The organism is Allorhizobium sp. NPDC080224 (assembly GCF_050281005.1).
GTDB lineage: Bacteria > Pseudomonadota > Alphaproteobacteria > Rhizobiales > Rhizobiaceae > Allorhizobium.
In genome coordinates this window covers 95,361-119,922 of record NZ_JBNNWJ010000001.1, presented here as the reverse complement: position 1 = coordinate 119,922, position 24,562 = coordinate 95,361, and the positions used below count along the sequence as shown (strand labels likewise).

Genomic DNA, 24,562 nt, shown 5'->3' with positions numbered 1-24,562 from the left:
CTTCACGCGTCGTTCAGAGCTTGTTTACCGGGCTTTAACCACCCCTTAAATCGCCGCAATTACTGTGCAATTGCGCGATCATCGGCTCGACGAGGGTAGATGATCGTCCGAGATTTCTTGAAGCCATTTCCGCGCATGCCCTCCCCGGGCAGCGCATAACGAGCATCTGGAGCAAGATCACCGCAATGGTGAGCAGAGGCAAATCCCGCGACCGTATTGAACCCAGCTTCGGTGACGAGCGCGAGGACGAGGATTTCCGTCTGGATGCAGATGATCGTGTCATCGGCGGGCGGCCGGTACGCGCCGGTGGCAAGAAGACGGCGGGTTCGGCCAAGCGCGGCAAATCCGGCAACCAGAAGAGCCGGAAAGCGAAAAGCAGCGGCGGCGGATTTGGGCTTGGAAAGCTGATCTACTGGGGTTTCGTGCTGTCCATCTGGTGTGGCATCGGCGTGGTGGGTCTGGTCGCCTACTATGGCTCGCAGATGCCGAGCGCCAGCAGCTGGTCGATCCCCGAGCGCCCACCGAACATGAAAATCGTGTCCGTCGAAGGTACCGTGATTGCGAACCGCGGCGCGACCGGCGGCGAAGCGCTGCCGCTTGAGGAAATGTCGCCCTTCATTCCGCAGGCGGTGATGGCGATCGAAGACCGCCGCTTCTACTCGCATTTCGGCGTCGATCCGCTGGGTCTGGCGCGCGCGCTTGTTACCAATGTCACCAGCGGTCGAGCCGTCCAGGGCGGTTCGACGCTGACGCAGCAGCTGGCCAAGAACCTGTTCCTATCGCCGGAGCGAACGATCGAGCGAAAGGTGCAGGAAGTGCTTCTCGCCTTCTGGCTGGAGCAGAAGTACACGAAAGACCAGATCCTCGCGATGTATCTGAACCGGGTGTTCTTCGGCTCGAACGCTTACGGCGTCGAAGCGGCATCGCGGCGCTATTTCAACAAGTCGGCCCGCGACGTGAACCTCGGCGAGGCCGCCCTCCTGGCAGGGCTGTTGAAGGCGCCTTCACGGCTGTCGCCGGCGCGCGATCCGGAGGCGGCAGAAGCCCGCGCGCAGGTCGTGCTCCAGGCCATGCTCGAAGAAGGCTACATCACCGCCGACGAGATCAAGACGGCCATGTCGCAACCGCCGACCAAGGCCAAGCGCTACTGGAGCGGTGCAGGCCAGTATGTCGCGGATCTCGTACGCGACGAAGTGACCCTGCTGATCGGCCAGGTCACGGAAGATATCCTGGTCGAGACGACGATCGACATGACGCTGGAAAAGAAGGCCGAAGCCGCGCTGACGGAATCGCTGGCCGCCGAGGGCGATAAGGTCAATGCCTCGCAGGCAGCGCTCGTTTCCATCGACGGGACCGGGGCCATTCGGGCGCTGGTCGGTGGCCGGGACTATGCCGAGAGCCAGTTCAACCGTGCAGTCAAAGCAAAGCGTCAGCCGGGCTCGGCCTTCAAACCTTTCGTCTATGCCGCCGCCATCGAAAACGGACTTCGGCCGACGTCGGTGCGCAATGACGCGCCGATCCGGATTGGCTCGTGGACACCTGAAAACTACGACCAGAAATTTCGCGGACCGGTGACTGCGACGCAGGCGCTTGCCGAATCCCTGAACACGATTGCTGCCCAGCTGGTCATGGAAGTCGGACCCGATCAGGTGATCAAGCTCGCACATCGGATGGGTATCGAATCCGGCCTGCAGAATAATGCCTCGATCGCGCTCGGGACCTCGGAAGTCTCGCTCCTCGAACTGACGGCGGCCTATGCGCCTTTCATGAACGGCGGCTATAAGGCGACGCCGCATATCGTTCGACGCATATCCAAGGCCGATGGCAGCCTGCTCTACGAGAACAATTATCTCGAGCCGCCGAAGGTGCTGAACGACGGGGTGGTGGCGATGATGAACGCAATGATGCGCAGCGTCATCGATCACGGCACGGGCAAGAATGCACGGCTTTCGGGCTGGGAAGCAGCCGGCAAGACCGGTACGACGCAATCCTTCCGCGATGCGCTGTTCGTTGGCTATACGAGCAACCTGACCACCGGCATCTGGTTCGGCAACGATGACGGGCAGTCGATGAAGAAAGTGACCGGCGGCGGGCTTCCGGCCAAGGCCTGGCATGACTTCATGAAGGCGGCGCATCAGGGTCTGGCGCCGGCCCCGCTGCCGGGTGGGGACTTCATCGAGCCTGCACCCGCAGAAGATCCCATGACGATCGGCACGATCATTTCGGACGTGCTCCAAGGTGGCCGTGAAGAACGGTATTCCGGCGATCCCGTCTATGCCGAAGACTATCCCGCAGGTCCCGTCCCTTCCCAGGATGTGACAGGTTCGGCAGGTCCCATACCGCCGGGCGAGGTCGGCGGTGGACAAGGCACGCGCAGAACCACTCTGCTCGACTTGATCCTGGGACAATAAGGGCCACATGAGGGCGGCGAGAGGCCGTCGGCCTGACGCAAGGCCGCGATTTTAGCATATCCTTTCTGTCAAGGACCGAAGGGTGCGGCAAAGCCCATGAAAACGCTGCACCAATCTGTTCTTTTTTACCGGTTTCCAGCGGATTTCCAGCCTTGCAGTCAGAAATTCCGCTTCTTATATACGCGACATAACCGCAGCGGCGCTGCAGTGTATCCCAGACCATCCACGTCGAGGGGCTGTCAGGAATGCCTGATTGGGGTTCCGACGGCCTGCTTCAAGGAGAATATGACATGGCAAAAGTAATCGGTATCGACCTTGGAACGACCAATTCCTGCGTCGCCGTCATGGACGGCAAAGATGCAAAGGTCATCGAGAATTCGGAAGGCGCACGCACCACGCCGTCCATGGTGGCATTTTCGGACGATGGCGAACGCCTCGTCGGCCAGCCGGCCAAGCGCCAGGCGGTCACCAACCCGACCAACACCCTGTTCGCCGTCAAGCGTCTGATCGGTCGTCGCTACGAAGATCCGACCGTCGAGAAGGACAAGGGCCTCGTGCCGTTCCAGATCGTCAAGGGTGACAATGGCGACGCCTGGGTCGAAGCCCAGGGCAAGGGTTATTCCCCGTCGCAGATCTCGGCCATGATCCTCCAGAAGATGAAGGAAACGGCTGAAGCCTATCTCGGCGAGAAGGTCGAAAAGGCCGTCATCACTGTTCCGGCCTACTTCAACGACGCGCAGCGCCAGGCCACCAAGGATGCCGGCCGCATTGCCGGTCTTGAAGTTCTGCGCATCATCAACGAGCCGACGGCTGCAGCACTTGCCTATGGTCTCGACAAGAAGGAAGGCAAGACCATCGCCGTCTACGACCTGGGTGGCGGTACCTTCGATATCTCGGTTCTGGAAATCGGCGATGGCGTCTTCGAAGTGAAGTCGACAAACGGCGACACCTTCCTCGGCGGTGAAGACTTCGACATGCGCCTCGTCGAATATCTCGCAGCCGAGTTCAAGAAGGACCAGGGCATCGACCTGAAGGGCGACAAGCTGGCCCTGCAGCGCCTAAAGGAAGCCGCCGAAAAGGCAAAGATCGAGCTTTCGTCTTCGCAGCAGACCGAAATCAACCTGCCCTTCATCACGGCAGACGCCTCCGGCCCGAAGCACCTGACGATGAAGCTGACCCGCGCCAAGTTCGAAAGCCTGGTCGACGATCTCGTCCAGCGCACCATCGCGCCCTGCAAGGCAGCCCTCAAGGATGCCGGCGTCTCTGCAGCCGATATCGACGAAGTCGTTCTCGTCGGCGGCATGAGCCGCATGCCGAAGGTCCAGGAAGTCGTGAAGCAGCTGTTCGGCAAGGAGCCGCACAAGGGCGTCAACCCGGATGAAGTGGTTGCTCTTGGCGCCGCCATCCAGGCCGGCGTTCTGCAGGGCGACGTCAAGGACGTTCTGCTGCTCGACGTGACCCCGCTGTCGCTCGGCATCGAAACGCTCGGTGGTGTCTTCACCCGTCTGATCGATCGCAACACGACGATCCCGACGAAGAAGAGCCAGACCTTCTCGACCGCCGAAGACAACCAGCAGGCCGTCACCATCCGCGTATCGCAGGGCGAGCGCGAAATGGCGGCAGACAACAAGCTGCTCGGCCAGTTCGACCTGGTTGGTCTGCCGCCGTCGCCGCGTGGCGTTCCGCAGATCGAAGTTACCTTCGATATCGACGCGAACGGCATCGTCCAGGTTTCGGCCAAGGACAAGGGCACCGGCAAGGAACAGCAGATCCGCATCCAGGCCTCCGGTGGTCTGTCCGACGCCGACATCGAAAAGATGGTGAAGGACGCCGAAGCCAATGCCGAGGCCGACAAGAAGCGTCGCGCCGTGGTCGAAGCCAAGAACCAGGCCGAAAGCCTCGTTCACTCCACCGAAAAGTCGGTCAGCGAGTATGGCGACAAGGTTTCGGAAACCGATCGCAAGGCGATAGAGGATGCGATTGCTGCCCTCAAGGGCGCCATCGAAGCCTCCGAGCCTGATGCCGACGACATCCAGGCCAAAACCCAGACCCTCATGGAAGTTTCCATGAAGCTGGGCCAGGCCATCTATGAAGCCCAGCAGGCCGACGGCGGTGCAGGCGACGCAGATGGTGGCCAGGACGACAACGTCGTCGACGCCGACTATGAAGAAGTGAAGGACGAAGACGCGAAGAAGTCGGCCTGATGCAGGGCCACTTCGGACGCCGTTCCAAGACCTGGCTGGCCTTCGGGCCAGCCGCATTTTCGTTGATTCTGGCGACCGGTGCCGTGGCACAGGACAGGGGGCAGGTCAGCGCCGTTCACCGCCAGGTGAGCGCCGCCGAGGCCGGTGTGGCCAAGGCGATTTCCGCGAAGGACAGCAATACCCTTTCCCGCATCGGCAACGATCTCGGCAAGATCATCGAAGCTGCGCTTCAGAGGCGTGAGAACGGTGGCGAGGTAACTTCCTGCGACATGGCTGCGCATTCGCTGGCCTTTGCAGCCGTGACGTCCGCAGACGGGCTGATCAGCAAAGGCGAAGCGCGCAAGCTCTTGATGCAGGATGCGATCTCGGCTGCGTCCGACTTCCAGAAAGACATGCAGGCCTGTGACAAGCAGGCCGGCAAGGCGACGGGCAGCCACACGAGCGTTGGGAAAGCTTTGAGAGCTTTGTAATACAATGGCAAAAGCAGATTTCTACGAGACCCTCGGCGTGGGCCGGACGGCGGATGAGAAGGAGCTGAAAAGCGCCTTCCGCAAACTGGCCATGAAATACCACCCGGACAAGAACCCAGGTGACGAAGAGGCCGAGAAAAAGTTCAAGGAACTCAACGAGGCCTATGAAACTCTAAAGGATCCGCAGAAGCGCGCAGCTTATGACCGCTTCGGCCACGCAGCCTTCGAACAGGGCGGCATGGGCGGTGGTGGCTTTGGTGGCGGCGGCGGTTTTGCCGGCGGCGGCTTCTCCGACATATTCGAAGACATCTTCGGCGAGATGATGGGCGGCGGGCGTGGCGGACGCGCGCGTTCGACCGGCGGCCGCGAACGCGGTGCCGACCTGCGCTACAACATGGAGATCAGCCTCGAAGAAGCCTTCACCGGCAAGACGGCCCAGATCCGGGTTCCGACCTCGATCACCTGTGACGTCTGCACGGGTTCAGGCGCAAAGCCGGGCACGCAGCCCAAGACCTGCACGACCTGTCAGGGCTCTGGCCGCGTCCGTGCGGCCCAGGGCTTCTTCTCGATCGAGCGGACGTGCCCGACCTGTCACGGTCGCGGCCAGACCATCTCTGATCCCTGCACCAAGTGCCACGGCCAGGGCCGTGTTACCGAAGAGCGCTCACTTTCGGTCAGCATTCCCTCTGGTATCGAGGACGGCACGCGCATCCGCCTGCAGGGCGAAGGCGAAGCCGGGTTGCGCGGTGGTCCCTCAGGCGACCTCTACATCTTCCTGTCGGTGAAGCCGCACGAGTTCTTCCAGCGCGACGGGGCAGACCTTTACTGCTCCGTGCCGATCTCGATGACGACGGCAGCGCTCGGCGGGACCTTCGACGTGGTGACGCTGGATGGGACGAAGTCGCGTGTGACGGTTCCAGAGGGCACCCAGCCCGGTCGGCAGTTCCGGCTGAAGGGCAAGGGCATGCCGGTGCTGCGCTCGACACAGGTCGGTGATCTCTACATTCAGATCCAGATCGAGACGCCGCAGAAGCTGACCAAGCGTCAGCGCGAGTTGCTGCAGGAATTCGAGCAGCTGTCGTCGAAGGAGAACAATCCGGAATCGACGGGCTTTTTTGCCCGGATGAAGGATTTCTTCGATACGCTCAGCGACTGAGCGAGCGATCGTCAGCGACAAGATTTGCAAGGGGCGGTCCGACAGGGGCCGCCCCTTTTTGCATGAAGTCAGGCCAGCAGACGCGGCTGGCGCAGGATGAACCAGGCAAAGTGCCTGTGGATCGCGGGTGCGATGCCATAGACGATAGACAACACCATGATCGGCGCCAGAAGTGCCGTGCGAGCCCAGATCGGCCATCCCTCGGTCAGCGGCATGAGGACGTAGAGAATGCCGGTGACGAAGGGATAGATGACGAGCAGCATCAGCAGGGCAAGGCGATGCTTAGACGGTGTTGGGCGGGATGCAGACGAATTCGACATGGGAGGCTCCATTAGAACGGTACGTTCCGTTTATATTGAAACGGGCCGTTTCGTTCAATAGATTTTTCTGCTAGAGGAATTGCAGAGGAGTACAGCCTGTGACGATGACTGCACCTGACATCACAAAGCGCACATCGATCGGCGCACAGCGGAACCCGGCCAGCGAGGACGCCATCCTGACGGCAGCGGCCGAGATCCTGCGTGAAGGCGGGTTATCCGCCTTCTCGATCGAAGCGGTGGCGCGACGGGCCAAGGCCGGAAAGCCGACGATCTATCGCTGGTGGCCCTCCAAGGCCGCACTGCTGCTCGATGTCTATCACAGACAAAAGGGCGAGACCTTCTATGCGGACACCGGCAACACACGCGAGGACCTCATCGTCTTTCTCGAAACCCTGCTCGGCTTCTGGAAGACGAGTGCTGGAGAAGTTTTCCGCTCGATCATCGCCGAAGCCCAGAGCAATCCGGATGCACTGGAGGCATTGCGCGACTATGCGGGTACGCGCTGCAGGGCGAGCGGCGTGATCTTGAACCGCGGCGTGGCACGCGGCGAAATTCGCGAGGGCCTCGACATTCTGCTCGTCATGGAGCTGTTCTCCAGCTTCTGCTGGCAAAGATTGCTGACCGGACGGCTCGATGCATCACGAGAACAGCTTTCGCATCTCGTAGACGCGGTGCTGACAGGCTTTGCGACGAAGGATCGTCGCGCTCAATAATGTGGTGGGCGGGTGATGGCCGGGGCTTCCAGGCCCTGCTCTTCCAAGGACAGGAAGCGCTCAGTGAGCCGATCCAGCTTGGCCCGTGTCTGCTCGACCACCTTCCATTGCTCGGTCAGTTGGTCCGACAGTTCCTCGATGACCCGCGTCTGATGGGCGACGGTCTCTTCCAGACGCGTGATGCGCTCGTCCTGCATGTCCATGATCTTCTCCATCGTCTCTCAAGCGGCCTAGATGCCGCAAGACGTACGCCCCGTCAAACGTGGCGCTGAAGGGATAGGATCAACGCTGCTTCTTCTTGCGATACGGCATGGTCATGACGGCAGAGGCGGTCACGGCTGCGGCAAAAATCAGCGCCAGGGGCACGGCCATCATGATCGTCGGAAGGACGGGGTGGCTGGAGCGCGAGAGCGAGGTGCCAAGGCCGCCGAGGTCGAGCCAGACGATGGCAAAGGCGACCAGGAAACCGATTGCTGCACCGAGCGATGCGTTGAGGGCAAGAAAGCCGAGCATCTCCCAGTGGTCGCGTCGGGCTTCTTCGGGGGTCAGATCATCGGAATGCAGAGACATGGCCTGAGCTCCAGAGCAGCCGCAATGCCGTCAAACTAACGCATCTAGAAAAGAGTTCCATGTCGCCAAGCGCCGCACACCTCGGCAAGTTCCAGAAAGCGCGCTTGCGCCTTGCCTTCACGGCACATTCGGCCTAGCTCAAGGCGACAGCGAATCCGACCGATGACCCAGAAGACACAGATCCAGCGGCTTAAACTCACAGACTTCCGGAACTATGCGCAGGCCGGCCTTGCGCTGGACGGACGGCACGTGGTGCTGGTCGGTGACAACGGGGCCGGCAAGACCAACTTCATGGAAGCGATCTCCTTCCTCTCACCCGGGCGTGGCCTGCGCCGTGCGGTACTCTCCGACATTCCGCGTATTGGCGCATCGGGAAGCTTTACCGTCTTTGCTTCAGTCGAGGGCATGGCCGGTGAGGCCGACATCGGCACCGGCACAGAGACCACGGAGGAAGGCAACCTCGTCCGGCGTCTCCGGATCAATGGCGGCCCGGCAAAGTCGGTCGATGAGCTCACCGACCACCTGCGCATCCTCTGGCTGACGCCAGCGATGGATGGGTTGTTCACCGGCTCCTCTTCCGACAGGCGCCGGTTCCTCGATCGGCTGGTTCTCTCCCTCGACCCAGCGCATGGACGACGTGCCAGCGATTTCGAGCGCGCCATGCGCAGCCGCAACAAGCTGCTTTCGGAAGGGCGCTTCGATCCGACCTGGCTGTCCGGCATCGAGCAGCAGATGGCAGCGCTCGGCGTTGCCATGGCGGCCGCACGGCGCGAGATGCTGGGATTGCTCTCCGGCCTGATCGAGGCGGACAGGGAAACCTCCGCCTTTCCATCGGCCTCCCTCGCCCTGACCGGCTTTCTCGATGATCTGGCCGACCTACCGGCCTTCGAATTCGAAGAGCGCTATATCGAGATCCTCGCACAATCCCGCCATCGGGATGCGGCAGCCGGTCGGACATTGGATGGACCGCACCGCGCCGATCTCATGGTCCGACATATCGAAAAGGACATGGACGCCGAGCGCTGCTCGACGGGGGAGCAGAAGGCTCTCCTCATCGGTCTGGTACTTGCCCATGCGAGGCTTGTTGCCACCATGACGGGCTTTGCGCCGATCCTGCTGCTCGACGAGATCGCCGCACATCTCGACGAGGGCCGGCGGGCATCGCTCTTTGCCCGCATCGATGCACTCGGCGGCCAAGCTTTCATGACGGGCACGGACAGAGCGATGTTCTCTGCACTGGGCGACCGGGCGCAGTTCGTCACCGTGACAGATGGGCAGATCGATGCGTGAGTGCGCTTTTCATCGTCATGCTCGGGTGGCAAGGTAGCGCGCATGGATCCGCTATCGCCTGAAGAGCTCTCCCGCTATCACCGCCATATCCTGCTGCCAGAAGTGGGCGGCCATGGACAGCAGCTGCTGAAAGCCGCACGCGTGCTGGTGATCGGCGCTGGCGGTCTTGGCTCGCCAGTGCTGCAATATCTGGCAGCGGCCGGCGTCGGCACGCTCGGGATCATTGATGACGACGGGGTGTCGCTCTCCAATCTCCAGCGGCAGGTGATCCATGATACGGGCACGCTTTCCGAGAAGAAGTCGGAGAGTGCGGCGCGGGCCATCGCACGGCTCAATCCGCATTGCCGCACGGTTTCCTACGAAGAACGATTCGACGCCGCATTCGCCCGGGATCATCTCTCCCGCTTCACGCTGCTGATCGACGGCTCCGACAATTTCTCGACGCGCTATGCGGCAGCGGATGCTGCGGAACTTGCGAAGGTGCCGCTGGTCACGGGGGCCGTCGGGCGCTTCGACGGAACTGTGACCGTGTTGAAACCCTATGACAACGGGCCGGATGGGGTGGCGTATCCGCGCTATGCCGATCTCTTCCCCGAACCGCCGCCGGAAGGGCTGATCCCGGCCTGTGCAGAAGCTGGCGTCATCGGCGCGCTAACAGGTGTCATCGGCACGTTGATGGCCATGGAGGCGATCAAGGTGATCACCGGGATCGGCGAGCCATTGGTCGGACGGCTGTTGATGTATGATGGGCTTGCGGCCCGTTTCGATACCATCCGCTACAAACGCCGGGCATGAGCATCGTCATCCGTCAGATCGATCAGAGCTATTCGCATTACGAGGAACTGCTGGCGCTAATCATGGCGTCCTTCGCCTATATGGACGGCGTGATCGACCCGCCCTCCTCGGCGCATCGCCTGACCATCGGCTCCATGAAAGACAAGGCTCGTGACGAGATCGGCTTGATCGCCGAACTGAACGGAAACCTCGTGGGCTGCGCCTTTCTGCGTCCTGAACCGGAATTTCTCTATCTCGGCAAGCTCGCGGTTGCCGCAGAGGCGCGAGGCAAGGGGATCGGTGGCCGACTGCTGGCCGAGGGCGAGGCGATCGCCCAACGCTTAGGCAAATGGGCGCTGCGGCTAGAGACCCGGATCGAACTGACCGGGAACCATGAGCGGTTCGGCGCCTGGGGATTCGTCAGAACCGCCGAGAAGAGCCATGCCGGCTATGACCGCCCGACCTATATCGAGATGCAGAAGCGACTGACCTGACGCGGCTCAGTTGCGGCTCGGCAGCACCCTGTTCGGCGGGCGGTGGCCGTCGAAATAGGTTCTGATGTTGATGATGACCTTATCGCCCATGTCGATGCGGCCTTCGATCGTCGCCGAACCGGTATGCGGCAGGAGCACGACCTTGCCCTCGTTGGCGAGCTTGACCAGCTTCGGGTTGACCGCGGGCTCGTTCTCGAACACGTCGAGACCAGCACCGGCGATCTTGCCGGCGCGCAGGGCTTGAACCAGTGCATCCTCATCGATGATGTCGCCGCGCGCCGTGTTCACGACGTAGCTCGTCGGCTGCAACAGCGCCAGACGACGGGCCGAGAGCAGATGGAAGGTCGCTGGCGTCGAGGGGCAGTTGACCGATACGATATCGACGCGGGCGAGCATCTGGTCGAGGCTGTCCCAATAGGTCGCCTCCAACTCGTCCTCAGTTGCCGGACTGACCCGCTTGCGGTTGTGATAATGGATCGACAGGCCGAAGGCCTTGGCACGGCGGGCAACGGCCGTGCCGATGCGGCCCATTCCGATGATGCCGATGCGCTTGCCCCAGATTCGGCGTCCGAGCATCCAGGTGGGCGACCAGCCTTCCCATTCGCCCGGCTTATCCATCAGCACGCGCGCACCCTGCACGAGTCGGCGCGGAACGGCGAGAATCAGCGCCATGGTCATGTCGGCCGTGTCTTCGGTGAGAACATTCGGCGTGTTGGTGACGGTGATGCCCTTCTTCGCCGCGGCATTGATGTCGATATGATCCGTACCGTTCGAGAAGCTGGCGATGAGCTTCAGTTGCGGGCCGGCCTCCGCAATCAGGGCTGCATCGATTCGGTCGGTCACCGTCGGGACCAGCACATCTGCCGATTTGATGGCGGCGATCAATTCTTCGCGCGTGCGCGGTTTGTCATCGACATTCAACTCGGCATCGAAGAGCTCGCGCATGCGCGTTTCCACGGCATCGGGCAGTTTCCGCGTGATATAGACCTGGGGTCTTTTCCTGTTCGTCATGGGCCGGATCGATGCCTTCTTCAGAACTCATTAACCAAGTCGCGGGATACTTCGCTTCTCAGGAAGGCAATTTCTACCAAACCCGTCGGCGAAGACAAACAAAACTCGTCGGATGGCGGCGGATTTGTCCCTGATACGCGCGACGCGTCTCGGGGTGGTCAGAAAGCCCTTCATTTCTACAGCTTAGCCCGGAATGACCATGTTTCATAATCTGTGCCGCGTCAGCATTGCATTCAGCGTTCTTGCGCTGTCTCTCGTGGCCGGCCCGATCGCCGGTCATGCGCAATCCACGACCAAGGGTTCGAGCGGGCTGCCGCTGCCGCGCTTCGTCAGTCTGAAGGCTGAAAGAGTGAACCTGCGAATCGGTCCGAGCACCGACTACGCCGTCTCTTGGCGCTACATGAAATCCGGCTTGCCGGTCGAAATCATCCGCGAATACGAGAACTGGCGGCAGATCCGCGACGCCGACGGCACCGAGGGCTGGGTGAACCAGACTCTGCTTACCGGCGAGCGGACGGCGGTTGCCGCCCCGTGGATGCGCGGCAATGGCGACAGTGTCTATGTCATGATGCGCCGCGATTCGAACTCGTCGGCTCAGGTCATTGCCAAGCTCGAGCCGGGTGTCGTGCTCCGGCTCAGGGAGTGCAACGGCAACTGGTGCCAGGCCGAGACCAGCGGCGTCAGCGGCTGGATCTCCCAGAACGAGATCTGGGGCGCTTATCCGGGCGAGGCCTTTAAATGAGGCCGATCGCCGAGGCACCCTTCTCAAGTGACATCATCGGTCGCGGTCCGATCTGCTGGATGACAACGCCCGCCGCATAGCAGCCAAGATGGCCGCAATCCTCGAAGCTTCGACCATTCGTGTAGCCATAGAGGAAGCCAGCCGCGAAGAGGTCGCCGGCTCCGGTCGTATCGACCACCGTCTCCACCTTCGTCGCGGGCACGCGGATGCGCTGCTCCCCCTTGACGATGACCGCACCCTGATCGCCCATGGTGACGGCGGCCAGCTTGCAATCCTTCGAGATCAGATCAAGCGCGCGGGCGAAATCGTCCGTTTCGTAGAGAGACAGGGCTTCCTGCTCGTTGGCGAAGACGATATCGACGGTGCCGGAACGCATCAGATCGAGGAATTCGGCGCGGTAGCGGCCGACGCAGAAGCTGTCGGAGAGCGTCATCGACATCTCCCGGCCTGCCTCATGGGCAATGCGGGCGCAGTCGAGGATCGCCTGCTTGGCGCGCGGCGGATCCCAGAGATAACCCTCGAAATAGGTCACCTTGGATTTGGCGACGACCTCGGGCTCGACATCTTCGGGGCCGAATTCGACGCAGGCGCCGAGATAGGTGTTCATCGAACGCTCGCCGTCTTCAGTGACGAAGATCATGCTGCGGGCCGTCGGCGGCTGACTGCCGAGCGGACGGGTCTCGAAATGGACGCCCTGGGCGCGGATGTCATGAGTGAAGATCTCGCCGAGCTGATCTTCTGCCACCTTGCCGAAATAGGCGGCCTTGCCGCCGAAATTGGCAATGCCGGCCGCCGTGTTGCCAGCGCTGCCGCCGGAGGCTTCCACAGCCGGCCCCATCATGCCGTAGAGCCGTTCGGCACGCTCGGCGTCGATCAGGTTCATTGCGCTTTTGGTAATGGCATTGTCGATCAGAAACTGGTCGTCGCAGCGAGAAATAATGTCGACGATGGCGTTGCCGATCGTCAGGACATCGAACTGGCTCATGAGGTCCGGGGCTCCGTTTGCTTGGCCTGACGGTCATAGCCGTTTTTCCGCCGATGGGAAGGGAAAAGCAGGCCGACGTCATCTCGTCGTTACATCAGGCGGGTATGAAAACCGCCGTGGATGACCATCTCCCCTGGTCTCTCCACCGGACCATGACGGTTCCGTGCGGGAAAGCCGACCACGGATGTACTGGCGGCAGATCCCACCCCGGTGTGGCCGGGCGTCGAAGCAGGCTTTTCGCCTGCTTTTGTCGTTTCTGATGGATTGGCCGGGCGCGGCAAGAGGCCTAAGAAGGGCTTTCTTGCCATGACGAGTCGATTTTCATGACCACCGTTGCCCAGGACGTCCTTCCCATATTCATACTCATTCTCTTCGGCTGGGCGCTCGTCCGGTTGAAGATCCTGACCGCCGAGATCGGTGACGGGTTGGGCGACTTCGTGTTCAAGGTCGCGGTGCCGCTCCTCCTGCTTCGGACGATCGCCAATGCCGACTTCCACGGCGCCTCGCCGTTCCGGCTGTGGATCGCCTATTTCTCCGGAGTTCTGATCACCTGGATCGTCGGCCATCTTTTGGCAACGCGCGTCTTTGGACGCGACCAGAAGGTCGGCGTGCTCGCAGGCGTTTCCGCATCCTTTGCCAACAATGTCTTCATCGGACTGCCGCTGGTCGAACGCACCGTCGGACCGGAAGGGATCGTCGCCATGTCGATTCTGCTCGCCGTGCACCTGCCGCTGATGATGATCGCCGGCGTTCTGGCGATGGAGCGGGCAGAGCAGAGAAGCGGAGGACGCAAGGCCGCTGGTGTGCTCGCGGTTTCCAAACAGGTGGGTGGCAATCTGGTGCGCAATCCGCTGATCATCGGTCTTGCCGGCGGGGTTTTGCTGCAGCTTCTCGGCACGCCCGTTCCGGCGTTGATCGACGGCATCGTCGCTCAGGTGGCCGGCATGGCAGCCCCGGCAGCGCTGATTTCGCTCGGCATGACGCTGAACAAATACGGGATGGCAGGCAATGTCAGGATCGCGACGGGTATCTCGCTCCTGAAGCTCGGCCTGATGCCGGCAGTTGTCTGGCTCGCGTCCACGCTGCTCGGCCTCTCACCGCAATGGACGGCGGCACTCGTTCTGACGTCCTCCGTTCCGACAGGCATCAACGCCTGGCTGATCTCAAACCGCTTCGGTGTCGGCCAGGGACTGGCGGCCTCGGTCATTACTCTCTCGACTGCCGCCGGCGTGGCGACCGTCTCGCTTTGGGCGCTGCTCCTGCTCTGACGCTCAAAAAACAAAACGCCCGGCCAACAAGGGCCGGGCGCAGTCTTCAAACTGTCAAAGCCTAGAGGCGATGACGATCAGGGCGTTGCAGGCTGTGCTGGTGCAGGCTCAGCCGGGGCAGCATCAGCCGGAGCCTCAGGGGCGGCATCTGCAGGAGCAGCATCAGCCGGAGCTTCGGCAGGAGCGGCGTCGGCAGGGGCATCCGCAGGTGCAGCGGCGTCTTCGGCCGGAGCAGCATCGGCCGGCGAGGCAGCATCTTCAGCCGGAGCAGCAGCTTCAGGCGACGGCAGCGGAACCGGGCTGTCGGCCATGGTGTGTAGATAGAGGATCACGTTGGCGCGCTCGGCATCCTGTTTCAGGCCGGCAAAACCCATAGACGTGCCAGGAATATGCTGCTTGGGAGCGAGGAGGAATTCGTTCAGGTGGTCCCACGTCCAGAGCTCGCTGCCGCCCTGCGAGAATTCCCGGATAGCAGCAGAATAGCTGAAGCCTTCATGCGAGGCGATCGGACGGTCGACAAGGCCATAGAGGTTCGGGCCAACCTTGTTGGCGCCGCCCTTGTCGACGGTGTGACAGCTCGCGCACTTCCTAAAGGACGATTCACCCGCGGCTGCATCGGCGCTGGCAAGCAGGACTGCGATGGGAGTGGCGGCAACTTCCGGTGCTGCGTCAGCCGGAGCGGCTTCCTCGGCCACGATGGCGAAGCCTTCCTGCTCAGGCGCTTCAGAATGGAATATCCCTTCCGACGCGATTGACACAGACATCAGGACGAAGACGGTGCCGAGAAAGGCACCCACGCCCATGTTGGTATAAGAGTTCATCTGCAAAGCTCCCCGTGCAGCCGGCCGATGAGCAACCGGACGATCTTGAAATCGCGCGGAACCTATGTCTTTTGCATAACACTTGCAACACGATTATGGTCCCGCGGCTGGGACTATTTGACACTTCTGTATGGGGATTTGAAGGGGTTATGGACATGAATGAAGGCGGAGCCGCCAAAACCCTGGTCCTGATCCCGGCACGCATGGCGTCCACCCGTCTTCCGGACAAGCCGCTGGCCGTTATCGCAGGTCTGCCGATGATCGTGCAGGTCGCGAAGCGGGCCCAGGAGGCGGCAGTCGGGCGAATCATCGTCGCTGTCGATGACCAGAGGGTCTTCGATGCCGTCAAGGCAGCAGGGTTCGAAGTGGTCATGACGCGCGGCGATCACCAGTCCGGTTCGGATCGCATCTACGAGGCGTTGACGAAGATGGACCCCGACGGCGTGGCCGAGATCGTGATCAACGTTCAAGGCGATCTGCCGACAATCGATGCGCAGACCATCCGCGCGGCGCTCGAGCCGCTCAAAGATCCTGCAGTCGACATCGCAACTCTCACCGTCGAAATCGCGGACGAGCAGGAGAAGACGAACCCGAACGTGGTCAAGGTGATCGGCTCGCCGCTTTCCGAGGACAGGCTGCGGGCGCTCTATTTCACGCGTGCGACTGCGCCCTACGGTGCAGGCCCGCTTTATCACCATATCGGGCTCTATGCCTATCGGCGCGCCGCGCTCGAACGCTTCGTTACTCTGCGCCCGTCCACGCTCGAGAGGCGGGAATCACTCGAACAGCTTCGAGCGCTGGAAGCCGGCATGCGGATCGATGCCCAGATCGTGAAAACCGTGCCGCTCGGCGTCGACACGCCCGCCGACCTTGAAAAAGCACGCCGTATTCTTTCCGCATCCTCCTCAAACGCAGGACATTGATCCCTTGGCACCGACGAACAAGATTTCCTTCCAGGGCGACTTCGGCGCCAATTCCGACATGGCCTGCCGCGACATGTTCCCCAAAATGGAGCCGCTGCCCTGCCCGACCTTCGAGGATGCCTTCGTGGCGCTGGAGACGGGAGAAGTGGATCTGGCGATGATCCCGATCGAGAACACGCTCGCCGGTCGCGTCGCCGATATTCACTACCTGCTGCCGCTCTCGCGCCTGCACATCGTCGGTGAGTATTTCATGCCGATCCGCTTCCAGCTGATGGTACTGCCGGGCGTCAAGCTGGACGAGATCCGCACTGTCCACAGCCATATCCATGCGCTCGGCCAATGCCGCAAGATCATTCGCAGCCATGGCTGGAAAGCGGTCGTCGCCGGCGATACGGCGGGAGCTGCCAAACTGGTTTCGGAGAAGGGCGACCGCACGATGGCAGCCCTTGCGCCGCGGCTGGCGGCGCCGCTCTACGGGCTCGACATCATCGCCGAGAACGTCGAGGATTCGGAGAACAACGTCACCCGCTTCGTCGTGCTATCCCGCGACGAAGACGAGCCGAAGCGCGTGAGCGACGAAGAGTTGTTCATCACGACGTTCGTGTTCAACGTGCGCAACATTCCGGCAGCCCTCTACAAGGCGATGGGCGGGTTTGCGACGAACGGGGTCAACATGACCAAGCTCGAAAGCTACCAGATCGGCGGCAAGTTCATTGCCACACAGTTCTATGCCGATATCGAGGGGCACCCGGACGATGCGCCGGTGAAGCGGGCACTGGAAGAGCTGCGCTTCTTCTCCGAGAAGGTTCGCATCCTCGGCGTCTACAAGGCGCACGAGATGCGCGGCAAGCTCTAATCACTACGGTGGCGGCATAGAGCGTTCCGGCGAAAAGAAGCGCCGGAACGCTCTATTTTTGTTTTCGCGCAATTCCGGCCGCAGAACCGCTACGCACTTTGGCCGGAATTGCTCAGTGCCGCCACTCGTACCAATCCTCGATCAGACGACGGGCGATCGTGCCGTGGATCGGCAGGGTCCTGCCATCGGCTGAACCCTCTGACAGCATCCGGCCAATCTCGTCGCGGGTGAACCAGCGGCAGTCTTCGAGTTCGGCGGTATCGAAAGTGATGTCGAAATTCGTCGCCTCACCATAGCAGCCGATCATCAGCTGATGCGGCATCGGCCAGGGCTGCGAGGCGTGATAGCGGACGCGCCCGACGGTGATGCCAGACTCCTCGCGCGTTTCGCGGCGGACTGCGTTTTCGATCGTCTCGCCCGGCTCGACGAAGCCGGCGAGCGAGGAATACATGCCCGCCGGAAAGCGCGGGCTGCGGCCCATCAGGCAGCGATCCTGTTTTTCATCGACCACCAGCATGATGGCGACCGGATCGGTGCGCGGGAAGATCTCGTGGCTACATGCGGCGCATTTGCGCTTGTAGCCGCCGATGAGGGTGTCCATCGTGCCGCCGCAGCGACCGCAAAACTTGTTGTCGGCGTTCCAGCGCAGGAGGCTGAGGGCCTGGGCGACTTCGCCCAAAAGTTCGTCACCGATCAGGGCATCGCGGAAAAGCGCACGGGGGTCGGCGGGCTTGTAGTGCGCGGCGAGCGCTTCCGGGGGAACATTGACGGGGACTGCCAGACGCGGTTCCCCGGAGGCACGGTGGCCGAGCAGAATGGCGTCATCGAAATTCGGCTGGAGATCCGCGAGCTCGTAAGGGGCAAACAGCGGATCGAGAACCTGGCCATCATGCTTCAAGACAAGCTGAGCGCCGGAAAAGGCGAGGATATGCATGCCCTCGACCTTGAGTGCCTGTTCAAGCGAGGTCTCGTCGCGATGTTCGCTGTCACGGTCGAGCTTGTTGCCGGAAAAGGCCGTGAGTTCGCTGGGTTCAAGATGGGGGGCACGATTGAGGAAAATGGAATTCTTCATTGGAATGCTTCAAGTATCCTGTGCTTCATCGCCTCGAAGGCCTTTTCCTCATAGGGGACAGACTGGCCAAAGCCCCAGATGGGGCCGGGCCAGTTCGGATCATTCTCGCTGCGTGCGACGACATGCACGTGAAGCTGGCGCACGATATTGCCGATGGCGGCGATGTTGATCTTGTCGGCACCGGTCATCGTCTTCAGCGCCGTCCCGACCGTCACCTGCTCGAATGTCAGGAGCGCCTGATCGAGCGGGGTAAGGTCGAAGATCTCTGAGACATCAGGACGTTGCGGCACGAGGATAAGCCAGGGCCAGCGACTGTCCCTCGCCAGCCTCAGGTCACAGAGGCCGAGCTTCAGGATCGACTCGCTGTCCCTCGCGAGGCGGTCATCCAGGACGAATGGCTGCAAGGCGTTTTCTCCCTCACGTTTTCTGCGAGACTAGCAGTTTTTTTTTGGCTTGGCTTGCATTTGGCGACGTAATTGCCGATATGTCTCCTTGGGAGGTTGGTGGTGGACGAGCCACTCGCCAACCGGGTCAGGTCCGGAAGGAAGCAGCCCCAACGAGCACGGCACGGGTCATCGTGCCAGCCTCCCACCTCATCTTCATTTCCGGCCCCTGTTTCAACACGGGCCGTGCCATGCCCGGAAGCGGGCGAACGGGGAAGCTGGCAGCGCGATGAGCGAATTGGAGCCGACAGCAGAGGCCACGCCCGCCCCCGGCGGCTACCGCGTTCTCGCCCGCAAATATCGCCCCAAGGATTTCACGGACCTGATGGTCGGCCAGGAGCCGATGGTGCGGACCCTGACCAATGCGTTCGAGACCGGCCGCATTGCCCAGGCCTATATGCTGACCGGCGTGCGCGGGGTGGGCAAGACCACGACGGCGCGCATTCTGGCGCGCGCACTCAATTACAAGACGCCCGAGATCGACAAGCCGACGATCGACCTTCGCATCCCCGGCGAACATTGCCAGGCGATCATGGAAGGCCGACATGTCGACGTGATCGAGATGGACGCCGCCTCGCATACCGGTATCGATGATATCAGAGAGATCATCGAGCAGGTGCGCTACCGCCCGGTTTCGGCGCGCTACAAGGTCTACATCATCGACGAAGTGCACATGCTGTCGACGGCGGCCTTCAACGGGCTGTTGAAGACGCTGGAAGAGCCGCCGGAGCATGTGAAGTTCATCTTTGCGACGACAGAAATCCGCAAGGTTCCGATCACCGTTCTCTCGCGCTGCCAGCGCTTCGATCTGCGCCGTATCAGTGCGGGCGATCTTGTCGGCCTGTTCTCGACGATCGCATCCAAGGAAGGCATCGAGGCGGACGAAGACGCGCTGGCGATGATTGCGCGCGCGGCCGAAGGCTCGGCGCGTGACGGTCTGTCGCTGCTTGATCAGGCGATCGCCCACGGCAGCGGCGTGGTGCATGCCGATGCCGTGCGCTCCATGCTGGGTCTCGCAGACCGCGCCCGTATCGTCGATCTCTTCGAGCATGTCGTGCGCGGTGATGTGGCAACAGCCCTTTCCGAATTCGGCAGCCAGTATGAAGCGGGTGCGAACCCGACCGTGGTGCTGACCGATCTTGCCGACTTCACCCATCTGGTGACCCGGCTCAAATACATTCCCTCTGCGTCGCAGGATCCTTCGCTTTCCGAAGTCGAGCGCGTGCGCGGGGCTGAACTCGCCGACAGCGTGGCGGTGACGACGCTGTCACGCATGTGGCAGATGCTGCTCAAGGGCATTCCGGAAGCCGAGGCCTCCTCGCGACCGGCAGGGGCTGCCGAAATGGTGCTGATCCGACTTGCGCATGCCGCGCATCTGCCCTCGCCAGAAGATGCAGCGCGGCGCCTGCTTGAACTCTCCAATGGTGAAGGTGGCGGAGATCGCGCGCCTTCCGCGCCGCGTCCCAACGGCGGTGGTGGTGGGACCTCGATGGCGATGCGGGTGCAGGCTGTGAGCCAACCCTCCCAGGACAGCGCCCCGCGCCCGGCGATGAGCCAGCCGGTTGCGCATCTGCAGAGCGTGCCGGCTGGTGACGCGCTGCCGCAAGCGATGGAGCGGCGGGAAGCCAGGGCCGAGGAAGCAGTGATCCCAGGCGTCCGCGTAGAGACGCTTGATGATATCGCCGATCTCTGCACCAAGAACCGCGCGCCGGTCCTCAGGGCTCAGCTGCGCCAGTTCGTGCATCTCGTGAAGATCGAGCCGGGCCGGCTGGAAATTCGTCTGGAATCGCAATGCCCACCTACGATCGTCAACGAGCTGAAGATGAAGCTCAGCGAGTGGACGGGCATCAACTGGTGGGTGACGCTTTCCAACGAGGCGGGCGCGCCGACGCTGGTCGAAGTCGAGAAGACAACGCGCGAGGCGCGGCTGGTCGATGCGCGGCAGGATCCTGACGTGGCCGCGATCCTCGCACGCTTTCCCGGCGCCAAGGTGACCGACGTCCGGATCAAGGCGGCCACCATCGAGGACGACGACATTGTCGCGGCGCCGCCAGCGGCAGCCGAATCCGCCGAAGGCGACATCCTGCCGGGCGACGACATCGAATTCTAGGGCCGAAGGCTCTTCTCGCAGAACACGACAACAATCCAAGGAGACGGTAATGCGCGACATCATGGGCATGATGGGCAAGGTCAAGGAAATGCAGTCCAAGATGGAGAAGATGCAGGAAGAGATTGCTGCACTCGAAATCGAAGGCAAGTCCGGCGGCGGCATGGTGACCGTTGTCCTGAGTGGCAAGGGCGAGATGCGCAGCCTCAAGATCGATCCGTCGCTCTTCAAGGAAGACGATGTCGAGATCCTGGAAGATCTGATCGTTGCCGCCCACAAGGACGCCAAGGACAAGGGCGAAGCCCAGGCGCAGGAAAAGATGGCGGCACTGACCGCTGGCATCCCGCTGCCGCCGGGAATGAAGTTCCCGTTCTGACAAAAACTGCTGATCGGGTCTGTCAGGGATAGACCCGATTACCCCATGAATTTTCCCCGTCGCGCAGAAACGCGAGGGTCTGGCGCCAGAAGCCACCCTCATGGCGGGCGTGGAAGAGATCGAAATGACCGACCCGGGCGAATCCCAGGTCCTGTGGTGCGAGCAGCACCTTGGTCACTGGCGCGCGCCGATAGTAACGCATCGCGCGATCTATTGCCTTCGGCGTCGCGATCTCGTCATCCGACATGGCAACACTGAGGATCGGGCCGGTTGCCGTGGCGAACCGGTCGCGCATGACTTCGGCCGCCTCGCGGGTGAGCCCCTGCTCCGCTCTGGACTGCTGCAGCCCCCAGCCATAGGCGACCCCCTTCGGCAGATCCTCCAGCCAGCCAAGGCGCTTGCCGGGAAAATGGCCGAATGCAAGGGTGATGGCCGGCATGGCGATATGCCATTTCAAAAAGAGCGGCAGGCGGCGTGCTGGCAGATAGTCCCCCCAATAGCCGTATTGCCCACCGACCGAGAGCATGGCCGAGACGCGTCCGACCGCCGGCGAATAGCCGGGCAGGAAACCACCGATGCTGTGGCCGACGACAAGCAGGCGTCCTGTCTCGTCCTCCTGCAAGGCATGGCGCAGGGCCGCGTCAAAATCCTGCTCGCCCCATTGGCGCCAGGTGAAGGTCGACCCTTTGAGGCTTTCGGGACGGGAGAGCCCTATACCGCGATAATCATAGGTGAGTACGGAGAAGCCGTTTTCGGCGAGATAGGCGGCATAGCGGTGATAGTAGCGGGAGTGGACGCCGGTTGCCGGGTTGATGATCACGGTTGTAGATGGAGACGCCCCTTCCAGCCGCCACCAATGACCGGTCAGCCGCACGCCATCGGCTGCGGTCAGCTCTGTTCTCCTCGGTTCCATCACTCCTCCAAGCGGGCGGCATGATGACGAGATGCATGGGATAGGTAAAGCCGGACGAGGTTAAGACCTTTGGCGAGGGCCTTACATCTCGCCGGCGCGGATCGCGTCCTTGACCTTGTAGTGGACCGGGGCCGTCATGTAGCGGGCGCGATCGGTTTCGCTCAGCCTGCGGCCGAAACTCGCCATCATCTCGCGCATGGTGACGCGGTCGCCGCTCCAGGGCGTGAACTCGACGGACTGGCCGGCTTCGACCATGCCACCCTGCAGCACCCGCGCATAGGCACCGGGACGGCCAGCGCGCGTGTAGCGCTTGACGAAGGTCGGCTCGCCCATCTTGGCGGCAAAGGTGGCGCAGGGAATGCGGGCGGAGGTCACTTCCAGCAGTACTTCGCCGATCGCCAACCTGTCGCCGGCGGCCAGCATGGCGCTTTCCACCCCCTCGATCACAAGGTTCTCCCCGAATGTGCCATAGGGGACATCGCGGCCGAGTTCGGCCTGCCACCAGTCGAGATCGATGGAGCCCTCGATATAGACGGCCTGATCAACGCCGCCGTGGTGTTTGCGATTGAGGATCGCGTCGCCGACAAGACCTTCCGCATCGACCATAACAGGGCCCTGGATGGCGAGCTTGTTGATGCCGGTCTTGTATTTCTTCCCCGGCAGGGTCTCGGGTCGACCGAGGCAGATGGCGAGGATTTTCATGGCAGGCATCCCTTCGGCGATTCCGTTCGCCGTCTATATGGGCTAGAAACGCCGCCATGGCAAAACGAGTCACCGGCCCTGAAATCGAGAAACTGATCCAGCTTCTGGCGAAAGTGCCGGGGCTTGGACCCCGCTCGGCACGGCGTGCCGCACTGCATCTGATCAAGAAGAAGGATCAGCTTCTGGGCCCCCTGGGTCATGCCATGGGCGAGGTCTATGACAAGGTGAAGATCTGCTCCTGCTGCGGCAATGTCGATACGATCGACCCCTGCACCGTGTGCACGGACGTCGCTCGCGACCAGTCCGTCATCATCGTTGTCGAGGATGTCTCCGATCTCTGGGCACTGGAACGGGCGGGCGCGATGAATGCCGCCTATCACGTCCTCGGCGGCACGCTGTCGCCGCTCGACGGCATCGGGCCCGATGATCTCAACATCAAGGGGCTGATCGACCGGGTGGCCAAAGGCGGGATCCGCGAGATCATTATCGCTGTGAATGCCACTGTCGAGGGGCAGACCACAGCACACTATATAACCGACCACCTGGTAGGGCTCGACGTGAAAATCACGCGGCTTGCCCATGGCGTGCCCGTCGGGGGCGAACTGGACTATCTGGACGAGGGAACATTGTCTGCGGCGATCAGGGCCCGGACCACGATCTGACCGCGAGGAAGAACCGATGGCACGCATCCGCAAGCCACTTAAGTGGCTGATGACCACCGTTTCACTGCTGCTGGCCGGGAGTTTGGCAGTACCGGCTGCTGCGGCTTCCCGCAGCGCCGTCGAGGCGCAGTTCCGGCAGTGGATCGCGGGGGATCTCTGGCGCGCCGCTCAGGAAGGCGGGATCAGCAAAGAGGTTTTCGACCGGACGCTTCAGAACGTACAGTTGAATTGGGATCTGCCGGATCTCGTGCCTCCCGGCACTGCGCCGCCGAAGGAGCGAACGCAGAGCCAGGCGGAATTCAGCTCGCCCGCGTCCTATTTCAACGAGAAGCGCCTGCAGGGACTGGCCGCGACCGGGCGGACGCTTGCGAGCCAGCATGCGGCGACGCTCCGCAAGATCGAGGCGACCTATGGTGTCCCCGGCTCGATCATCGTCGCGATCTGGGGGCGCGAGTCAGGTTATGGCCGGGCGAAGCTGCCGCATCCGGCGATCGACGTGCTGGCGACCAAGGCCTTCATGTCGACGCGGAAGCCGATGTTTCAGCAGGAGCTGATTTCGGCGCTGCATATCGTCGAAAGCGGGGATGTGAGTGCCGAAAGGCTTATGGGCTCCTGGGCTGGGGCTTTGGGGCAGCCGCAGTTCATGCCGGGAAGCTACCTCAGATATGCGGTCGATTTCGACGGCGACGGCAAGCGCGATATCTGGAATTCGGTGCCGGACACGCTGGCATCCATAGCCAACTATCTGGTGAAGAGCGGCTGGCAGAGGGGGCGCGACTGGGGCTACGAGATCACCATTCCCGACGGCGTATCCTGCGCGCAGGAAGGTCCGGACAGAGCAAAGGCTGTGTCTGCCTGGGCAAGCGGCGGGCTGACTCGGGTTTCTGGCCGGGCATTTCCTTCGTCGGAGACGTCTCAGCCGGCAATGATGCTGGTGCCGGCCGGGACCTATGGTCCGGAATTCCTGGTGACGCCGAATTTCTATGTGCTCAAGGAATACAACAATTCCGATCTGTACGCCCTGTTCATCGGCAATTTGGCCGACCGCATTGCGAGCGGTGGTGGCGCCTTCAGGGCACCTTGGGGCGATGTCGGCAAGATGCTGCGCTCGGATGTGCTCGCCATGCAGCAAGCGCTGGTCGCTCAAGGCTATGATGTCGGAAAGGTCGATGGTCTGCCCGGCTTCAAGACGCGGCGGTCGCTCGGCGAATGGCAGGCGAAGAACGGGATGAAGCCCACCTGCTATCCGAGTGCGGATCTCAAGGCCAAGCTGCGCTGA

At 62.0% G+C, this 24,562-nt stretch carries 26 protein-coding genes and 1 other RNA gene; 17 read left to right on the top strand and 10 right to left on the bottom strand.

The features are described from left to right. The first annotated feature begins 185 nt into the window (after positions 1–185). From ACQKP1_RS00565 to dnaJ, 4 genes are all read left to right on the top strand, one after another. Entirely contained in the window at positions 186–2,411 is a 2,226-nt protein-coding gene (locus ACQKP1_RS00565; RefSeq protein ID WP_427273798.1) for a transglycosylase domain-containing protein, read from the top strand. Between the two features lie 290 nt (positions 2,412–2,701). Beyond that, a complete protein-coding gene (gene dnaK / locus ACQKP1_RS00560) occupies positions 2,702–4,615 on the top strand; it encodes a molecular chaperone DnaK (protein WP_427273797.1) in 1,914 nt (637 codons plus the stop codon). Then, entirely contained in the window at positions 4,615–5,085 is a 471-nt protein-coding gene (locus tag ACQKP1_RS00555) for a hypothetical protein (RefSeq protein ID WP_203019008.1), read from the top strand. Before dnaK ends, ACQKP1_RS00555 begins: the two co-directional genes overlap by 1 nt. Positions 5,086–5,089: 4 nt before the next feature. Continuing rightward, complete coding sequence (gene dnaJ, locus ACQKP1_RS00550) at positions 5,090–6,241, top strand: molecular chaperone DnaJ (RefSeq protein WP_006725229.1); 1,152 nt, start codon at positions 5,090–5,092, stop codon at positions 6,239–6,241. Between the two features lie 68 nt (positions 6,242–6,309). Here the strand turns inward: dnaJ and ACQKP1_RS00545 are convergent, their stop codons facing one another. Continuing rightward, on the bottom strand, positions 6,310–6,561 hold the full coding sequence (locus tag ACQKP1_RS00545) for a hypothetical protein (RefSeq protein WP_246754041.1): 252 nt from the start codon (positions 6,559–6,561) through the stop codon (positions 6,310–6,312). 104 nt (positions 6,562–6,665) lie between these two features. On the opposite strand from ACQKP1_RS00545, the gene ACQKP1_RS00540 reads away from it, so the two are divergent. Beyond that, the gene (locus ACQKP1_RS00540) at positions 6,666–7,274 is read left to right on the top strand and encodes a TetR/AcrR family transcriptional regulator (RefSeq protein ID WP_427276368.1); all 609 of its coding nucleotides are present in this window, start codon (positions 6,666–6,668) and stop codon (positions 7,272–7,274) included. Here the strand turns inward: ACQKP1_RS00540 and ACQKP1_RS00535 are convergent. Together ACQKP1_RS00535 and ACQKP1_RS00530 are read right to left on the bottom strand one after the other, a co-directional pair. Then, on the bottom strand, positions 7,268–7,477 hold the full coding sequence (locus tag ACQKP1_RS00535) for a SlyX family protein (protein ID WP_427273796.1): 210 nt from the start codon (positions 7,475–7,477) through the stop codon (positions 7,268–7,270). The two genes, ACQKP1_RS00540 and ACQKP1_RS00535, sit on opposite strands and share 7 nt — an antisense overlap. Positions 7,478–7,556: 79 nt before the next feature. Further along, positions 7,557–7,844 (bottom strand): hypothetical protein, encoded by a 288-nt coding sequence (locus ACQKP1_RS00530; RefSeq protein WP_377277386.1) that lies wholly within the window; start codon positions 7,842–7,844, stop codon positions 7,557–7,559. 162 nt (positions 7,845–8,006) lie between these two features. On the opposite strand from ACQKP1_RS00530, the gene recF reads away from it, so the two are divergent. From recF to ACQKP1_RS00515, 3 genes are read left to right on the top strand one after another with little or no spacing between them, the layout of a single operon-like run. Beyond that, on the top strand, positions 8,007–9,134 hold the full coding sequence (recF, locus tag ACQKP1_RS00525) for a DNA replication/repair protein RecF (protein ID WP_427273795.1): 1,128 nt from the start codon (positions 8,007–8,009) through the stop codon (positions 9,132–9,134). A gap of 42 nt (positions 9,135–9,176) precedes the next feature. Continuing rightward, positions 9,177–9,929, top strand: a complete 753-nt coding sequence (locus ACQKP1_RS00520; RefSeq protein WP_427273794.1) for a molybdopterin-synthase adenylyltransferase MoeB — start codon at positions 9,177–9,179, stop codon at positions 9,927–9,929. Then, complete coding sequence (locus ACQKP1_RS00515) at positions 9,926–10,402, top strand: GNAT family N-acetyltransferase (protein WP_427273793.1); 477 nt, start codon at positions 9,926–9,928, stop codon at positions 10,400–10,402. The genes ACQKP1_RS00520 and ACQKP1_RS00515 overlap by 4 nt, the downstream gene beginning before the upstream one ends. A 6-nt stretch (positions 10,403–10,408) precedes the next feature. Here the strand turns inward: ACQKP1_RS00515 and ACQKP1_RS00510 are convergent, their stop codons facing one another. After that, on the bottom strand, positions 10,409–11,413 hold the full coding sequence (locus ACQKP1_RS00510; RefSeq protein WP_427273792.1) for a 2-hydroxyacid dehydrogenase: 1,005 nt from the start codon (positions 11,411–11,413) through the stop codon (positions 10,409–10,411). A 199-nt stretch (positions 11,414–11,612) separates the two neighbouring features. Here ACQKP1_RS00510 and ACQKP1_RS00505 point away from each other — a divergent pair, with 199 nt between their 5' ends. Continuing rightward, the gene (locus ACQKP1_RS00505; RefSeq protein WP_006725238.1) at positions 11,613–12,155 is read left to right on the top strand and encodes an SH3 domain-containing protein; all 543 of its coding nucleotides are present in this window, start codon (positions 11,613–11,615) and stop codon (positions 12,153–12,155) included. On the opposite strand, the gene ACQKP1_RS00500 is transcribed toward ACQKP1_RS00505, so the two are convergent. Beyond that, the gene (locus ACQKP1_RS00500) at positions 12,148–13,140 is read right to left on the bottom strand and encodes an adenosine kinase (RefSeq protein WP_427273791.1); all 993 of its coding nucleotides are present in this window, start codon (positions 13,138–13,140) and stop codon (positions 12,148–12,150) included. The two genes, ACQKP1_RS00505 and ACQKP1_RS00500, sit on opposite strands and share 8 nt — an antisense overlap. 323 nt (positions 13,141–13,463) lie before the next feature. On the opposite strand from ACQKP1_RS00500, the gene ACQKP1_RS00495 reads away from it, so the two are divergent. After that, complete coding sequence (locus ACQKP1_RS00495; RefSeq protein ID WP_427273790.1) at positions 13,464–14,408, top strand: AEC family transporter; 945 nt, start codon at positions 13,464–13,466, stop codon at positions 14,406–14,408. 77 nt (positions 14,409–14,485) lie between these two features. Here the strand turns inward: ACQKP1_RS00495 and ACQKP1_RS00490 are convergent, their stop codons facing one another. Then, entirely contained in the window at positions 14,486–15,229 is a 744-nt protein-coding gene (locus tag ACQKP1_RS00490; RefSeq protein WP_427273789.1) for a c-type cytochrome, read from the bottom strand. Positions 15,230–15,384: 155 nt separating this feature from the next. Between ACQKP1_RS00490 and ACQKP1_RS00485 the strand changes: the two genes are divergently transcribed. Both ACQKP1_RS00485 and ACQKP1_RS00480 read left to right on the top strand, forming a co-directional pair. After that, positions 15,385–16,152, top strand: coding sequence for a 3-deoxy-manno-octulosonate cytidylyltransferase (locus ACQKP1_RS00485; RefSeq protein ID WP_427273788.1), 768 nt, complete (start codon positions 15,385–15,387; stop codon positions 16,150–16,152). A 4-nt stretch (positions 16,153–16,156) separates the two neighbouring features. Then, the gene (locus ACQKP1_RS00480) at positions 16,157–17,008 is read left to right on the top strand and encodes a prephenate dehydratase (RefSeq protein WP_427273787.1); all 852 of its coding nucleotides are present in this window, start codon (positions 16,157–16,159) and stop codon (positions 17,006–17,008) included. A gap of 112 nt (positions 17,009–17,120) precedes the next feature. Here the strand turns inward: ACQKP1_RS00480 and nudC are convergent, their stop codons facing one another. Together nudC and ACQKP1_RS00470 are read right to left on the bottom strand one after the other, a co-directional pair. After that, a complete protein-coding gene (nudC, locus tag ACQKP1_RS00475) occupies positions 17,121–18,080 on the bottom strand; it encodes an NAD(+) diphosphatase (protein WP_203018993.1) in 960 nt (319 codons plus the stop codon). Further along, positions 18,077–18,484, bottom strand: a complete 408-nt coding sequence (locus ACQKP1_RS00470) for an HIT family protein (protein WP_427273786.1) — start codon at positions 18,482–18,484, stop codon at positions 18,077–18,079. Before ACQKP1_RS00470 ends, nudC begins: the two co-directional genes overlap by 4 nt. Positions 18,485–18,575: 91 nt before the next feature. Here ACQKP1_RS00470 and ffs point away from each other — a divergent pair. The 3 genes from ffs (at position 18,576) to ACQKP1_RS00455 (ending at position 21,006) form a co-directional block, all read left to right on the top strand. Beyond that, an RNA gene (gene ffs / locus ACQKP1_RS00465) (signal recognition particle sRNA small type) lies at positions 18,576–18,672 on the top strand. A gap of 80 nt (positions 18,673–18,752) precedes the next feature. Next, entirely contained in the window at positions 18,753–20,633 is a 1,881-nt protein-coding gene (locus ACQKP1_RS00460; RefSeq protein ID WP_427273785.1) for a DNA polymerase III subunit gamma/tau, read from the top strand. A gap of 49 nt (positions 20,634–20,682) precedes the next feature. Then, the gene (locus ACQKP1_RS00455; protein WP_006725247.1) at positions 20,683–21,006 is read left to right on the top strand and encodes a YbaB/EbfC family nucleoid-associated protein; all 324 of its coding nucleotides are present in this window, start codon (positions 20,683–20,685) and stop codon (positions 21,004–21,006) included. Between the two features lie 22 nt (positions 21,007–21,028). Here ACQKP1_RS00455 and ACQKP1_RS00450 read toward each other — a convergent pair whose 3' ends face one another. Next, the gene (locus ACQKP1_RS00450; RefSeq protein WP_427273784.1) at positions 21,029–21,919 is read right to left on the bottom strand and encodes an alpha/beta hydrolase family protein; all 891 of its coding nucleotides are present in this window, start codon (positions 21,917–21,919) and stop codon (positions 21,029–21,031) included. Between the two features lie 81 nt (positions 21,920–22,000). After that, positions 22,001–22,621: an MOSC domain-containing protein gene (locus ACQKP1_RS00445; RefSeq protein ID WP_427273783.1), complete on the bottom strand. Its 621-nt coding sequence runs from the start codon at positions 22,619–22,621 to the stop codon at positions 22,001–22,003. A 56-nt stretch (positions 22,622–22,677) separates the two neighbouring features. On the opposite strand from ACQKP1_RS00445, the gene recR reads away from it, so the two are divergent. Both recR and ACQKP1_RS00435 read left to right on the top strand, forming a co-directional pair. Further along, entirely contained in the window at positions 22,678–23,283 is a 606-nt protein-coding gene (gene recR / locus ACQKP1_RS00440; protein ID WP_427273782.1) for a recombination mediator RecR, read from the top strand. Positions 23,284–23,332: 49 nt separating this feature from the next. Beyond that, entirely contained in the window at positions 23,333–24,562 is a 1,230-nt protein-coding gene (locus ACQKP1_RS00435; protein ID WP_427276367.1) for a lytic murein transglycosylase, read from the top strand.

Coding starts and splice junctions, on each gene's coding strand:
- ACQKP1_RS00565 (WP_427273798.1), top strand. CDS start 186: ATGGTGAGCAGAGGCAAATCCCGCGACCGTATTGAACCCAGCTTCGGT.
- dnaK (WP_427273797.1), top strand. CDS start 2,702: ATGGCAAAAGTAATCGGTATCGACCTTGGAACGACCAATTCCTGCGTC.
- ACQKP1_RS00555 (WP_203019008.1), top strand. CDS start 4,615: ATGCAGGGCCACTTCGGACGCCGTTCCAAGACCTGGCTGGCCTTCGGG.
- dnaJ (WP_006725229.1), top strand. CDS start 5,090: ATGGCAAAAGCAGATTTCTACGAGACCCTCGGCGTGGGCCGGACGGCG.
- ACQKP1_RS00545 (WP_246754041.1), bottom strand. CDS start 6,561: ATGTCGAATTCGTCTGCATCCCGCCCAACACCGTCTAAGCATCGCCTT.
- ACQKP1_RS00540 (WP_427276368.1), top strand. CDS start 6,666: ATGACTGCACCTGACATCACAAAGCGCACATCGATCGGCGCACAGCGG.
- ACQKP1_RS00535 (WP_427273796.1), bottom strand. CDS start 7,477: ATGGACATGCAGGACGAGCGCATCACGCGTCTGGAAGAGACCGTCGCC.
- ACQKP1_RS00530 (WP_377277386.1), bottom strand. CDS start 7,844: ATGTCTCTGCATTCCGATGATCTGACCCCCGAAGAAGCCCGACGCGAC.
- recF (WP_427273795.1), top strand. CDS start 8,007: ATGACCCAGAAGACACAGATCCAGCGGCTTAAACTCACAGACTTCCGG.
- ACQKP1_RS00520 (WP_427273794.1), top strand. CDS start 9,177: ATGGATCCGCTATCGCCTGAAGAGCTCTCCCGCTATCACCGCCATATC.
- ACQKP1_RS00515 (WP_427273793.1), top strand. CDS start 9,926: ATGAGCATCGTCATCCGTCAGATCGATCAGAGCTATTCGCATTACGAG.
- ACQKP1_RS00510 (WP_427273792.1), bottom strand. CDS start 11,413: ATGACGAACAGGAAAAGACCCCAGGTCTATATCACGCGGAAACTGCCC.
- ACQKP1_RS00505 (WP_006725238.1), top strand. CDS start 11,613: ATGTTTCATAATCTGTGCCGCGTCAGCATTGCATTCAGCGTTCTTGCG.
- ACQKP1_RS00500 (WP_427273791.1), bottom strand. CDS start 13,140: ATGAGCCAGTTCGATGTCCTGACGATCGGCAACGCCATCGTCGACATT.
- ACQKP1_RS00495 (WP_427273790.1), top strand. CDS start 13,464: ATGACCACCGTTGCCCAGGACGTCCTTCCCATATTCATACTCATTCTC.
- ACQKP1_RS00490 (WP_427273789.1), bottom strand. CDS start 15,229: ATGAACTCTTATACCAACATGGGCGTGGGTGCCTTTCTCGGCACCGTC.
- ACQKP1_RS00485 (WP_427273788.1), top strand. CDS start 15,385: ATGAATGAAGGCGGAGCCGCCAAAACCCTGGTCCTGATCCCGGCACGC.
- nudC (WP_203018993.1), bottom strand. CDS start 18,080: ATGAAGAATTCCATTTTCCTCAATCGTGCCCCCCATCTTGAACCCAGC.
- ACQKP1_RS00460 (WP_427273785.1), top strand. CDS start 18,753: ATGAGCGAATTGGAGCCGACAGCAGAGGCCACGCCCGCCCCCGGCGGC.
- ACQKP1_RS00455 (WP_006725247.1), top strand. CDS start 20,683: ATGCGCGACATCATGGGCATGATGGGCAAGGTCAAGGAAATGCAGTCC.
- ACQKP1_RS00450 (WP_427273784.1), bottom strand. CDS start 21,919: ATGGAACCGAGGAGAACAGAGCTGACCGCAGCCGATGGCGTGCGGCTG.
- ACQKP1_RS00445 (WP_427273783.1), bottom strand. CDS start 22,621: ATGAAAATCCTCGCCATCTGCCTCGGTCGACCCGAGACCCTGCCGGGG.
- recR (WP_427273782.1), top strand. CDS start 22,678: ATGGCAAAACGAGTCACCGGCCCTGAAATCGAGAAACTGATCCAGCTT.
- ACQKP1_RS00435 (WP_427276367.1), top strand. CDS start 23,333: ATGACCACCGTTTCACTGCTGCTGGCCGGGAGTTTGGCAGTACCGGCT.